Here is a 13810-nt window from a genome sequence, read left to right on the forward strand (position 1 = left end):
CTGATGCGCAGTTAGGGGAGAGGGGCACGCTCAAGAAAGCACGCCGCGCAGGCGTCACTTCCTTGACGTGCCCCCTTTCCTGTACATAAGGTGAAAATACTATGATTCAGAGCCAGCACACAGACCAGACCGAAACCACCCACGCTCACTACGCCGCCGAGCAGGTAGCGAAGCACGTAGCCGAGCACACCGCCGAGCACGCCCACGAGGTGCCCACCAACGCGCCCCTCCTCGAAGGCAACAGCCCCAAGGACTGGGAGGAACAGTTCGGCCCGTCCGTGGCGATTTTCTCTGCGCTCGCGAACCCGCTGCGCCTGGCGATTGCGCACCATCTGATGCATCGCCCGCACAGTGTGAGCGAGCTGCACACCTGCCTGGGTATTTCGCAGCCGCTCGCCTCGCACCACCTGCGCATCCTGCGTGAGGCGCACGTGATTGACCGTGAGCAGCAGGGCCGCACCACGATTTACCGCCTGAAGGACGACCATATTAGCCACATTGTGGTTGACGTGTATGAGCATACGCGTGAGCATCATGCGGACTAGTCTGCCCTCAAGCTGAGCGTTTGCTGGGAGCCGTTGTAAGATGGTGTGTGTCCGTGCACCAGTACAGTGCGGAATAGTATGCGCACCCGCGGCGCCCCGAGCGGCCGCGCGCGCCTGAGTTAAGGAGACTTATGTCTGCCGCTGATTCTTCAGCAATTGTTATTAGCGTTTCTGGTGAGGAACGCGAGGTTACCGCGAAGACTGCTGCTGAGCTGTTCGCTGACGACCCGAAGATCGTTGTGGCACGCGTGAACGGCGTGCTCGTTGATCTCTCCCATGAGCTGTCTGCTGGCGATTCTGTTGAGCCGGTTTTCATTCACGAACCGGACGGCCTGAACGTTCTGCGCCACTCCGCTGCGCACGTGATGGCGCAGGCGGTGCAGGAGTACCGCAAGGACGCCAAGCTGGGTATTGGCCCGTACATTACTGACGGCTTCTACTTTGACTTTGATGTGGCTGAGCCCTTCACCCCGGAAGATCTGAAGAAGATCGAGAAGTCGATGATTAAGATCATCAAGTCCGGTCAGCTGTTCCGCCGCCGCGTGGTCACCCACGACGAGGCTGTCGCCGAGATGGCGAACGAGCCGTACAAGCTGGAACTGCTCTCCCTGACCCAGGGCCCCGGTTCTGGTGCGGACGCTGCCGAGGGCGCATCCGTGGAGGTCGGCGAGGGTGAAATCACCATTTACGACAACGTGCACCCGAAGACCGGCGAGACTGTCTGGAAGGACCTCTGCCGCGGCCCGCACCTGCCGAACACCAAGCTGATTGCTAACGGTTACGCCCTGATGCGTGCCGGTGGCGCGTACTGGCGCGGTTCTGAGAAGAACCCCATGCTACAGCGTATTTACGGTACCGCTTGGCCGACTAAGGACGAGCTGGTGGCGTACAAGGAGCGCATCGCTGAGGCGGAGCGCCGTGACCACCGCCGCCTGGGCCGTGAACTGGACCTGTTCTCCTTCCCGAAGAACATTGGCCCCGGCCTGCCGGTGATTCACCCCAAGGGTGGCGTGATTAAGCGCGAGATGGAAGACTACGTGCGTACCCGCCACATTCAGGAGGGTTTCCAGTACGTCAGCACCCCGCACATTTCGAAGGAAGACCTGTTCTACACTTCCGGTCACCTTCCGTACTATGCGGACGGCATGTTCCCGCCCATGGAGCTGGATAACGGCAACTACCGTCTGAAGGCTATGAACTGCCCGATGCACAACGAGATTTACCGTTCTCGTGGCCGTTCGTACCGTGAGCTGCCGCTGCGTTTCTTCGAGTTCGGCACCGTGTACCGTGACGAGAAGTCCGGTGTGTTGCAGGGTCTGACCCGCGTGCGCATGATCAGCCAGGATGACTCCCACTCGTATGTGACGAAGGAGCAGGCACCGGACGAGGTGCGTCACCTGCTGAAGTTCATGCTGAGCCTGCTTGAGGACTTCGGCATGACCGACTTCTACCTTGAGCTGTCCACCCGCGACACTGAGGGCGATAAGAAGGATAAGTTCATCGGTACTGATGAGCAGTGGGAGGAGGCTACCGCGGTTCTGGAGCAGGTTGCGAAGGAGACCGGCCTGGAGCTCGTCCCGGATCCCGGTGGTGCTGCGTTCTACGGTCCGAAGATTTCGGTTCAGGCGAAGGACGCGATTGGCCGTACCTGGCAGATGTCGACTGTTCAGTACGACTTCAACCAGCCGAGCCGTTTCGGTCTGGAGTACCAGGCTGCGGACGGTACCGTGCAGGAGCCGGTCATGATTCACTCGGCGAAGTTCGGCTCGATTGAGCGCTTCTTGGGTGTGCTGACTGAGCACTATGCGGGCGCGTTCCCGGCGTGGCTGGCACCGGTCCAGGTGATTGGTGTGCCGGTGGCTGAGGCGTTCAACGACTACATGACCGAGATCGCGGACAAGCTGCGTGCGCACGGTGTGCGTGTTGAGGTGGATTACGGTTCGGATCGCTTCACCAAGAAGATTCGTACCGCGTCTACTGAGAAGGTTCCGTTCATTCTGATTGCTGGCGGTGAGGATGCGGAGCACGGCGCTGTTTCGTTCCGTTTCCGCGGCAACAAGCAGGAGAACGGCGTGCCCGTGGATGAGGCTGTGGCACGTATTGTGGAGCATATCCGCAACCGCGTGAACGAAGACCCCAAGCCCAGCACGGAGGCTACTGAGTAGTACTAGGCTTTCTGGTCTAACTCATATATAGAAACCACCCCCTTCGTGGCGACAAGCTGCGGAGGGGGTGGTTTCTTTGTGTATTCTAAAAAGAGGAGTGTTCCAGTCTAAAATTTTTCACCACGGTCTTATAATTGAAATGATGATTATATTTGAAAAATAATAACGACAAGGAATTATTTGGTCTATGTAATTAAATCTAGATATCTGGAAGGTGAAAGTGGAAGTAAATCTGTGGTTGTTTCCTGTTATTTTTATGGTCCATGAGATGGAGGAGATAGTAGGTTTCAGGGTATGGTTTGAAAAAAATCTTGACCTAATAGAAAAATATAGCATCCTTCGAAAATTGTATAGAAACTTCAGTACTGAAGGGTTTGCGGTTGCGGTTCTTGAAGAATACGTGATATGTATTGCGGTGACCTATGTGGCTACAATATGGAAAATGTATGTAGTGTGGATAGGTGTGTTTATCGCATTCTTGATACATTTATTAATTCATATAGCGCAAAGCATCGTAGTAAGGAGGTATATTCCGTCGCTAATTTCAAGCATTGTACTTTTTCCGGGTAGTGTTTATTTAGTATATAGTTCCGTTGAATATTTGGGGCTTACTTTTGAAAGTATAGTTGCAGCATCCATTCTGTGTGTAATTTTAATGTTTCTAAATTTGATATTTGTTCACTGGATAATGGGGGTAGTGACTCGTAAAATTGATAATAAAACACAATGAAAAGATGTAGCACGAAACAACCGTCAGATTCCTCTCAATTTTGGCGATTTTCTCGATAGATCAATATTATGTATACTGTAGATATTTAATATAGCCCTGAAATGGCGTATCGCTGTTGATTATTGAGGGAGCACGAGCGTATGAAGTCGAATAAGTATGTTCCTGTTGGGATGTTGTTCTTGATCCTGGCAATTATCTTGAATGTAGTGTCAAATATCAGCGACCTGGTGCTTGGAATTCTCTATGGCATCTCAATAGCAGTATTGATTATTGGACTATTTAATAGTCGAAAATAAGTGCTGTAGCAGACGAAAATGGACCCGGCAGACTATCCATCAGATAGCCCGCCGGGTCTTCTCATACACAGCACACAGGGGATTAGTTCTGAGAACCGTCAAGGTTCTGCAGGAACACACCCAGCGAAATGTTCGGATCAGTTTCCAAAACCCAATCCGCATTACCGCTCGAAGCGCCGCCCAGAACAAAACGGGAAGCAGCAGACTGGCTTGTAAACTCAATCGGTTTCACAATCTTCAAACCATCCAGGTGACCGGCGGCAACCTGCTCAGCGCGGGTAACTTCCAAAGCCTCCAAATCCTTCAGACAGCGCGCCTCGGCCTTCTTCGGTGCACGCACCGGCAGAAGCTCACCCTCAAATACTTCAACGCCCACACGAGTACCAGAGATATTGACAATCCGAGCGCGAGCCGGATGCTTCAACTCCTTGCGCTTAATGCGGAATACTGCATCAGCCAAAGCGGCAGGGAGTTGAGCTTCTTCCGGCTGAGAAATAGTAGAAGAATCATCAGCCGGTGCATTCGCTGTTACCTCTGTACCCGTCGACTTAGCCTTCTTCGGGGTGATGGGCTCAAACATGCGGTGACCACTCGCGCGTAGCATCAGTAGAACTTCAAGGACGAGGGAACGCAGAATTGCTTTCTTCACTTTTGCGATATTTCCGGCGAAGGGGATAATGCCATTCTCCAGACGATATCTGCCAACCTTCTGAGCCTCACGACAGAACGCGCTTTCCAGGTAGTTGAGCTCTGTCGCTTCCCAAGAATTGTCGGTGGAAGTAATCAGGTACGCGGTATCCCAGAAATCCTTAGAGCGGTCATGCTCACGAATACGGCCTATCAGCCCATTTCCATTCAGGCGTTTTGCCGCCTGGCCAATATACAGGCGGGGGTCGTTTGCTGAGGAATTCGTGAGGAAGTAGATACCGGAGAAATGCAGTTCCTCTTCGTTTTTGTATTTCTCAAGCAGAGTGCGGGGGAGCTTATCAATCGTGATGTTTCGGTTATAGAGCTGGTAAGTAACACGCTCTACAACATCGCCCTCCCAAAGAGTTGTATATAGCCGAACAGTAGTCGGGGTGATAGACACGGTGCTCCTTCGCTGCCGTTGTGAGTGAACAATCGAGATGAGACCCTCATAGGGGTCCTGAGTAGCAATAATACAGGGTTATTGATTCCTGCGAGATACTGCAAGTCATCAAAAAGACCCGGCAGGCTATCCATCAGATAGCCCGCCGGGTCCCTTCTTTATACCGCTATGCGCTCAGCCTCTTAGCGGGTGGTGCGTTCCAGCAACTGCAGCACGTTCTGGTAGCTGTGGCCGGTCGCCTCCGTCATACCCTGCTCACAGGTGCGGTTAGCCGAAATATATGCGGCAAACTGCTTCTGCTCGCTCAGCTCGGCAGCCTCCGCCTCCGTAGCGCTCGCAGTCAGCTCAGGGTGCAGCATACCGCGGTCACCCGCATAACCACAGCAACCCCAGTGCTTCGGCACGTACACGTCGTCACTCATCGCGTTCGCAATCTTCTCAAACGCAGGCTGAGTACCCAGGTGAGTCATGGAGCAGGTCGGGTGCAGAGCAACCGACGGCAGGGGAGCAGACACAGTCAGCTTGTCCAGCATGTTATCGGCGGCGAACTGCACCGCGTCGTACATGCGCAGACGCGAGTAGTCCGGCTCACCCGGCTTCAGGCCGTTCACGATCTTGTGCTCAAGCGCCTTAATAACCTTCTCGCGCATCACCTCAAGGCCCTCAGTACAGGACGAAGCGTCACACACGACCGGCAGGCGGCCACCGTCAGTAGCCTCCCACAGGGACTTCAGCACGCGGTCACTCATAATCGAGTAGCCGTCGGTGAAGCCCTTCGACTTCCACGGGGTAGCACAGCACATCTCACCAATATTGTCCGGGATGCGGTACTTCACGCCCGCACGCTCACACAGGCGAATGAACGCCTGGGTTGCGTTGACCGGGTCGTGCTTGCCGTCGCCGTCCACGCCGCCGAACATGGAGTTCACGCAGGCAGGGAAGAACACAATCTCAGCGGTTGCGTCCTTGTGCGGCTTACGCGCCGGGCCACCAACCGGCAGGTCCTTCTTGTAGGAAGGAACCATGTCGTCGCCCATGACCTTACGGGCGATGTTGGTGGTACCGTGCACCACGGGGAACGGCAGCTTCTTAGCCACAGTCAGAGACTTACCGGCGACCTTGTCCATGATGCCCCACTGCTGTGCGGCGACCTTCCAGCCGGCGGCAGCCATCTTGTCCTGGTTCTCAGAACGCAGGCGGCGAATCAGGTCACCGGTGTTGATGTTCACGGGGCAGCGGGTCTGGCACATGCCGTCCACAGCACAGGTCTCAATGCCGTAGTACTCGTACTCCTTACGCAGGCGCTCAGCGAGCTCGTGGTCGCCGTTCGCCTCAGCGGCAGCAATCTCACGGCGCAGCACAATACGCTTACGGGGGGTCAAAGTCAGGTTGCGGGAGGGGCAGACCGGCTCACAGTAGCCGCACTCCACACAACGGTCGACTTCTTCCTCAACGGTCTCAGCGACCTTCAGATCGGTCACGTAGTCGGTGCCCGGCTCAACCAGCAGAACGCCCGGGTTCATGAAGCCCTTCGGGTCAATGAGGCGCTTAATCTGGCGCATCACGTCGAAGAGCTCCTCACCGAACTGGCGGCTCACAAACGGAGCCATGATACGACCGGTACCGTGCTCAGCCTTCAGCGAGCCTTCGTTACCGAGAATCAGCTGAACCATTTCTTCAGTGAAGTCGCGGTAGCGGTCCAGCTGCTTCGGGTCGCGGAACTGCTCGTTCAGCATGAAGTGGATGTTACCGTCCTTCGCGTGACCGAAGATCACGGAATCCTTGTAGCCGTGCGAATCGAACAGCTTGGTCAGGTCGCTACAGGTGTTGCCCAGAACCTCAACAGGAACAACCACGTCTTCCAGCAGTGCGTTGGTGCCAGAACGGCGGTTACCTGCAACGGTGGTGTACAGGCCGCGGCGGGCAGCCCACAGGGCGTTACGCTCAGACAGCTTGCTGGTCATCGACACCGGCGAAGCCACGGGCAGGCTCTTAAACATGGGTGCCGCAGCGGCAGCCAGGTCGCTCAGCTCCTGCTCGGAGTTGCCCTGGAACTCAACCAGCAGGGCGGCGTGGTCCTTCACGTCAATGGCGGCGAGCGCCTCCGCAGCCTGGCCGGTACGCTGAGCCACGCGGATGCTGGTGGCGTCCATGAGCTCGACGGTGGCCAGCTTGTTGGCAACCAGCTCGGGTACGGAGCGTGCAGCATCAATCAGGTTGTTGAACACCAGCAGGCCGGTGGAAATGTTCTTCAGAATCGGGCGGGTGCGGTAGGTTGCCGAAGCAACAAAGCCGAGGGTGCCCTCCGAACCAATCAGCAGGTGCTGCAGAATGTCCACGGGGGTCTCAAAGTCGACCAGGGAGTTCAGGCCGTAACCCATGGTGTTCTTCATGGAGTACTGCTGGCGAATCTTCGCCATGGATTCGGGGTTTTCGGTGACGCGCTTGCGCAGGCGCAGCAGGCCCTCGTGAAGTTCAGGTTCGAGGGAGCGTAGCTTCTGGTCGGCGTCAGGCTCAGCGGTGTCGATGATGGTGCCGCTGGGGAGCACGAACACCATGGAATCCAGGGTGTTGTACGTGTTGTAGGCAGTACCCGACGACATGCCGGAGGAGTTGTTCGCAACCACACCACCGATGGTGCAGGCCGACCAGGAGGCGGGGTCCGGGCCGAGCTTGTAGCCGTAGGGTGCCAGGTAGTTGTTGACCATCATGATGGTCGCACCGGGCTGCACGCGAACCTTCTTGCCGTCTTCAAGAACCTCAATCTTCTTAAAGTGGCGGCGGGTGTCGACCATCAGGCCGTCACCGCTGGACTGGCCGGAGAGGGAGGTACCGCCGGAGCGGAAGGTCAGCGGCAGGCCAAGGTCGCCGGCTGCGCGGAAGATGTTTGCGACGTCTTCGGCGGAGTCGGGGCGGACCAGGCCGGCGGGCACGAGCAGGTAGTGGGATGCGTCGTGTGCAATAGCGAGGCGTTCGAGTTCGGAGACGCTCGATTCGACGGCTTCTGCGCGCGCATCGGAGAGTAGGCGCTTGAGGGTGTCCTCGTAGGGGGACTTGAGTGCTTCGGACGTGTTTGACACGACGGTCATGATCTTGCTTCCTTACTGGTGACAGGTGTGTGAATGCTGTCCTTATTCCAGTATCTTCCTTTGAACGCCGTCTTTTCCGGTTAGCTATGGCTAAGCTTGGCGACTACTTGTCGCCATAAAGGGGGTGGGTTATACACCGTGCTGATGCGTAGGTTTGCCGCGTATTTGCTGGTTTTCCGGGGGAATACGCCCGGGCCTGCGGAGGCGCACCCACCACACTCTGAACGCTGTGGCTGCTCTTAGGCGCGGCCGCCGAGGGCCGTAACATTCCAGCGGCTAACCATAAAGGCGGCTAACCCAAAAGAAAGCGTGGGGCAGAAAGCTACAGGCTTTCCATCCCACGCTTGTGTAGCGTTTAGGCTTCGTCGAAGAAGTCCTCATCAAGCTTCATGATGGTGTACGTACGTGCCACCTGCACACCAACACCGTACTTAATCATGAGGCGCGCCAGGTGCTCACCATCAATCAGAACGAGAGAAATTCCGCTGCCAAGTTCCTCCGCGTAGCCGCGTGCGCCAGACGTAAAGGAGCTGGACGTGATGAACACGCCCTGCGTTGCCTTGCCGTGCAGCGCGCCCACAAAGTTCTGAAGGTCGGGGCGGCTCACCACATTGTCCTTGGCGTAACGCTTAGCCTGGACATAAATCTTCGAAAGACCCAAAGCGTCCTGGTCAATAATTCCGTCAACACCGCCGTCATTGGACGCCTGAGTGACGGTACCGCGTCCTGCCGGACCACCGTAGCCCATCGCCAGAAGAACATCAACCACCAGCTGCTCAAAAGCAGTGGGAGACATGGCGCGCACACGCTCCAAAATGTCGTGCGTCAGCGCGGACTCAATCTGAGTGATGCTTTCATCAATGAGTTCCTGCGGGGTGCTATCAGACACCTCAGAGGGTGCAGTCGTGACGGCAACAGTCTTGGTAGCGGTCTTCGGGGTTTCCTGCGGGTCCTGCTCGGAACTATCAGACTGGGAACGCTCACGCGTGCTGCGGGCGGAACGAACGATATGCGCGACGACATCATCGGGGATGCCCCCAGGATGAGCCTCAATCAGCTTCAAGCCTTCGTCAGAAATAACCTGCTGACCGCGGCGAGGGGAATCAACCGCACCGAACATCTTGAGATAGGTCAAGCCCCAACTAATGCGGTCCACATAGACGGGACGCTTGCCGTTCGGCAGGTAGGGTAGTAGCTGCTCGTCAGAAAGCGGGTAGCGCTCTGCTACAGCGCTATAAATCTCTTTATTGGTGCGGGAGTTGCCGTCAGATAGGTAAGCAAGAATGCTGGGAATGAATTCGTAGAACTTGGGAAGTTCAACCTCAGTGGTATCAGGCGACTGAGCGGTCATCGGTGTATCTCCATTGATTGATAACGGCTGGTTAATAACGGCGGGTAGTCCGTTCTTAATATACCTCTAATACAAAAGATAATCGTTACCAGAGGTGCCTGTTTTCCCTTGTGCAGGCTTTATTAGCGCCGCAGCTGCTCTTAGGCACGCCCGCCGAGGGCCGTAACATTCCAGCTAGCAGTACTATCAGAAGTCACCACACCACAAAATAGGGGAGAACCCGCCGAAGCACGCACCCCCAAATCCTCCACAAACACGCGGCCACCCGCAGGCACACTACGCTCCTTACGATCCACACCCGCACAATACACCGTCATCTTCGCACCCGAACGGTTCTCCACCGCAACCGAACCGCCGCCCGATTTCGACACAGTATCGTGCACAAAACCGCGGTGTAAAGACCGCCGCCCAAAGGTCACAGCACAAGGTCACAGTGCAACGAAATAGAAACGCAAACGCAACGGCGTGGAGTATCATTCACACTATGGATAAGGCAGAACAGAACCAGACAGACAACACGGTAAAGAACGGCACAGCACCCAATACCTCGGGGAATACCTCGGGCAATATTCCGGGGAACAGCCCGGTGGGTGCGTCTGCGCGCCCTGAAACTGTTGCATCTGAAACTACCGCATCTGAAGCCGCCGCTGAGAATACCACGAAGGCTGGTTATACCCAGTCGGCACCGGCAGAATCCAGTGCCGCCAAAACTAGTGCTGCAGCAAGTAGCCCCGCAGAGGCTACCGCCCCCGGCATGGAGGCAGTACAGGTTGATGCCGTGCAGATTGATAGCGCCCGCCTGGACAGCACCCACTCCGTCTACTCCACCGACCTGGACCCCGACGACGACTACGAAGAGGTCGTCGAAGAGTACGCCACCACCGACGCGCCGGACGGTACGCACCGCGAGGAGCGTCGCATCACCCGCACCACGCATCACCCGCACGGCAAGGGCGACCAGAAAGCTGGCACCCAGAAGGCAGGCACCCAGGGTGACCCTGATGGCGCCGCCGAGATTATTGACGTAGGCGAACCTGAAACGCACACCACGACTATCCGCACGGTCACCCGCACCGTCACGGACCCGCCGCGTCGCGCCCCGCGCACCCGCCTGTTCCGCACGCTCAGCAAGTACCGCGGCGAGAAGAACCTGGCCGCGTGGGAGGAGCGTTCCTCCCGGCCCATGTTCGTGGCGTCCGTGCTGTACTTGCTCGCGTTTGCCGCGCCCATCATGAGTACGCGCATTCAGGAGCCGTACGACGGGTACCTCAACATCATTCAGATGATTCTGTGGGGCCTCTTCGCCGCCGACTACTGCGTGCGCCTGTACCTGGCGCCGCGGCGACTCTACTTCATCACGCACAACCTGATGAACCTGGCCATCGTGCTGCTGCCGGCGTGGCGTATCGTTAGCTTCCTGGCCATGATTCACCTGACCGCCAACCGCCAATACAAGAGGCTCTCCGAACTGGGGATGAAGCTCTTCGGCTACACCGCGATCTTCATCATCATGTTTGCCCTGTCGATCTATTCGGTGGAGTCCTCCGAGCCGGGCGCGATGATTCGTGACCTGCCCACCGCCTACTGGTGGATGTTCACGACCCTCGCCACGGTCGGCTACGGAGACGTTTACCCGGTCACCGGTATCGGCAGGGTCATCGCCGTGATCGTCATGCTGTACGGCGGGGGCTTGGTCGCGGTTGCTACCGGTGCGCTCGCGAGCTGGATTATCGAAAAGTTTGGTGGCAGGGAGGAGCAGGAGTACCCCGCAACCAAGGCTGACGTGGACGATCTTCGCCAGGAGATTTCTGAGTTGCGTGCCCTGCTGGCTCGTGAGTATGCGCGCCGTGAAGCCCGCGACTACACGTTGCGTGAGGTCGTGGATGAAGACGGTGTGCACCCGGTTCCTTCGGATGCGGAGGCGGCACGCCGCGCCGGTTTCAGCGCCGCCGCGGGCTTTACTGCCCCTGGTACTCCTGGCGCTCCGGGTGCTGCTGCGGCAGCTTCTGCGGAGGCTACCCCGAACACCGCGCCCGGCGCCGCGCGGGCTGGTGAACCTGCCGACTCCTCGGCATCTCATGAGGTTGCGGTGCGCGAGCAGGAGCCGGTCGCCCTGCTGGAGGAGACCCGCCAGACGTTCACGATTATTCGTGAGAAGTTCTCGCTACGTTCCCGCAAGCAAGTAGTCCGCTCGCAAATACCCTGCGGACAGTAACCGGGCTGTAGCGGCTCGGTTGCGGTAGCGCAGATAGCAGCGCAGATATAACAGTTCAGTTGAGGCTTGGCGCTCAAACCCACACCGCATACTTATTGAAGCGGTGGGTTTGGGTGCCGAGCCCACGCGAAGGCAAGACGAAGGCAAGAAAATTGCCGCCCACGCCACCGTGCGGGATATTTCGCCTTGTCGAGGCAAAATTAGCCCGTGGAGAGTGCAAATTGGGGCTCGTGTGCGTGAAAAACCCCTCAACTTAAGGTCTAATGTGACCAAACTATCTTTTTAAAAATGACCGCTACTGGTGAAACTCCTAGCCAGAGCCTATAAACTATCTACCGTGCCGGTTATCGAACGCCCTGTAGCCTCAATGCGCTACGGGGTGTCGTCGTATCCCCACCTCACTCACGGGGAGGCACCACTCAACTCACAAACTCACTCAAACACATAACTCTGTTAGGACACGTTCGTGGTACCTAAGTCCACTCTGGGCGCGCTCGCTCTACTCGGCGCGCTCTCCCTCACCGCGTGCGCACCCGCACCGAATAACGCCTCCGCAAGTGCGGTTGTTGACCCCGCAGCTTTTGAAACCGTCGAGCCCAGCGCCGTTCCCGCCCCCGGCGACGACAGCACCGGAATTAAGGCGGCGGTTAATGTCTCGCATGACCCGTCGATTCACCCGACCGCGACCCAGCCCACTGAAACCCCCGCGCCGGCGGGTGCCGGTAGCTATACGCCGGATGCTCAGGAGCCTGCCGCATACACCGCGGCGCCCATGCCTTCCTCGGCAGCCGTTGCGCGCTCGCAGAAAATCATGGACGGCACCTGGGTTCAGCAGGACTCTACCAACCTTGAGAACTACATGGACGCAGTCATTCACGACGGCATTATCGAGGTCACCTACCACCTGAACCACGAAGAGCTGGCAACCCCCTTCTGGGCTGGCACTTTCGAGGCGAAGACCGGCAACTTCAGCTACATTTCGCACGTGGACCACGCGAAGCTGAGCCACGCACCGTACGCCTCCGATAAGGAAACCAAGGAATTCGTCATGGAGGACGGCGTGCTGAGCTTCCCCATGACCTTTGAGGGTGCCACCCGCATCATTCACCTGGAAAAGCAGCACAGCTAAGCGCGCTGCCGGGGGAGTTATCTCATATCTGGCACGCATGACGGACGGGGCGTTCCCGTTGCCGCGTGCGGGCTATAGAATGGGACTATGAGCGAGAACACGACCCCCGAGCATGGCACCGCAGCCTCGGTGCAGGATTCCTTCGAGCTACCCAGCGCACCGGACCAGTTCCAGCGCCTGTGGACCCCTCACCGCACCGCCTACGTGAGCGGTGGCCAGAAGGACTACACCGAGAAGACCTGCCCCTTCTGCACCGCGCCCAGCCGCAGTGACGAAGAGTCGCTGATTGTGCACCGCGGCGAGCATGCCTTCGTGATTCTCAACCTCTACCCGTATAACCCCGGTCACCTGCTGGTCTGCCCGTACCGCCACATCCCGTTCTATGATGATGCGACCGAGGCAGAAACCATGGAGATTGCGCAGCTGACGCAGCTTGCCATGAAGGTTCTGCGCGAGGTGTCGCATAATGACGGCTTCAACATTGGCATAAATCAGGGCAAGGTTGGCGGCGCGGGCATTGCTGATCACCTGCATCAGCACATTCTGCCGCGCTGGAGTGGAGACACGAATTTCCTGCCGATTATCGCTCACACCAAGACCATGTCCCGCACGCTGGACGATATGCGTGTGGCCATCGCGGAGGGGTTTGCCCGCCTCAGCTAGATGGCGTGGCTCATCCGTCAGATAGTCCGGCTGAGCGGCTTGGTGATTTTGAAATTTTGCACTAATTGCTTCAATTTGCAAGCTAGTGCACAGAAATTCTGCGTCATAAATGCGCAGATTGGGCAGTCGATGCGTATTTGAATGATGTTATGTCCATTGGATATGGCAAAGTTTTAAATGCAGCGACGCTGCGGGGAAGCTTCCGGCTTCCAGAAACACCGCATAGCTCACCGAAAAATAGCGGTCACCGATCGCTTTCGGGCTTGGCAGGGTAAGCGCCCTGCCTCAACCACAGAGGTCAGCGCCTCAGCTGAGAACCCACCCCGTCGTGCGTGAACGCACGGCAACACTGCGAGGGGTGCGGATCAGCGTGAAGGACGCTGGCCTCTTTTTGTGTTCTGCGGATGCGCGTGGCAGATGCGTGTGGGGGCGAGCGCGCGGGGAATGTGCGGAACGTCTAGGGTGAGCCCGCCGGTCGTGCCACGAACCCGCCAGACCCGCTAGATTTGCCAGCACTAGATGTACCAGACCCGTTAG

10 protein-coding genes are annotated in these 13810 nt (G+C 57.4%); 6 read left to right on the plus strand and 4 right to left on the minus strand.

All coding sequences use genetic code 11. From position 1 onward, the window contains the following. The first annotated feature begins 101 nt into the window (after positions 1-101). From HMPREF2527_RS02710 to HMPREF2527_RS02720, 3 genes are all read left to right on the plus strand, one after another. The gene (locus HMPREF2527_RS02710) at positions 102-545 is read left to right on the plus strand and encodes an ArsR/SmtB family transcription factor (protein WP_049353252.1); all 444 of its coding nucleotides are present in this window, start codon (positions 102-104) and stop codon (positions 543-545) included. A gap of 131 nt (positions 546-676) precedes the next feature. Then, entirely contained in the window at positions 677-2710 is a 2034-nt protein-coding gene (thrS, locus tag HMPREF2527_RS02715; protein WP_070506184.1) for a threonine--tRNA ligase, read from the plus strand. Positions 2711-2930: 220 nt separating this feature from the next. After that, on the plus strand, positions 2931-3440 hold the full coding sequence (locus HMPREF2527_RS02720; protein WP_080975566.1) for an HXXEE domain-containing protein: 510 nt from the start codon (positions 2931-2933) through the stop codon (positions 3438-3440). 378 nt (positions 3441-3818) lie between these two features. Here the strand turns inward: HMPREF2527_RS02720 and HMPREF2527_RS02725 are convergent, their stop codons facing one another. The 4 genes from HMPREF2527_RS02725 to HMPREF2527_RS09670 form a co-directional block, all read right to left on the minus strand. Beyond that, on the minus strand, positions 3819-4826 hold the full coding sequence (locus HMPREF2527_RS02725) for a GIY-YIG nuclease family protein (protein ID WP_070506186.1): 1008 nt from the start codon (positions 4824-4826) through the stop codon (positions 3819-3821). 182 nt (positions 4827-5008) lie between these two features. Then, positions 5009-7915 carry an FAD-binding and (Fe-S)-binding domain-containing protein gene (locus HMPREF2527_RS02730; RefSeq protein WP_070506189.1) on the minus strand — a complete coding sequence of 969 codons (2907 nt, stop codon included), beginning with the start codon at positions 7913-7915 and terminating at the stop codon, positions 5009-5011. A 355-nt stretch (positions 7916-8270) separates the two neighbouring features. Beyond that, entirely contained in the window at positions 8271-9266 is a 996-nt protein-coding gene (locus HMPREF2527_RS02735; protein ID WP_070506190.1) for a restriction endonuclease, read from the minus strand. A gap of 140 nt (positions 9267-9406) precedes the next feature. Next, positions 9407-9637 (minus strand): hypothetical protein, encoded by a 231-nt coding sequence (locus HMPREF2527_RS09670; protein WP_141744435.1) that lies wholly within the window; start codon positions 9635-9637, stop codon positions 9407-9409. A 113-nt stretch (positions 9638-9750) separates the two neighbouring features. On the opposite strand from HMPREF2527_RS09670, the gene HMPREF2527_RS02740 reads away from it, so the two are divergent. The 3 genes from HMPREF2527_RS02740 (at position 9751) to HMPREF2527_RS02750 (ending at position 13273) form a co-directional block, all read left to right on the plus strand. Beyond that, positions 9751-11481, plus strand: coding sequence for a potassium channel family protein (locus HMPREF2527_RS02740; protein ID WP_070506191.1), 1731 nt, complete (start codon positions 9751-9753; stop codon positions 11479-11481). 466 nt (positions 11482-11947) lie between these two features. Next, the gene (locus HMPREF2527_RS02745; protein ID WP_070506192.1) at positions 11948-12610 is read left to right on the plus strand and encodes a hypothetical protein; all 663 of its coding nucleotides are present in this window, start codon (positions 11948-11950) and stop codon (positions 12608-12610) included. An 87-nt stretch (positions 12611-12697) separates the two neighbouring features. Then, the gene (locus HMPREF2527_RS02750; RefSeq protein WP_049350129.1) at positions 12698-13273 is read left to right on the plus strand and encodes an HIT family protein; all 576 of its coding nucleotides are present in this window, start codon (positions 12698-12700) and stop codon (positions 13271-13273) included. The last annotated feature ends 537 nt before the right edge of the window (positions 13274-13810 follow it).

Source organism: Rothia sp. HMSC071B01 (genome assembly GCF_001808945.1).
Lineage (GTDB): Bacteria > Actinomycetota > Actinomycetes > Actinomycetales > Micrococcaceae > Rothia.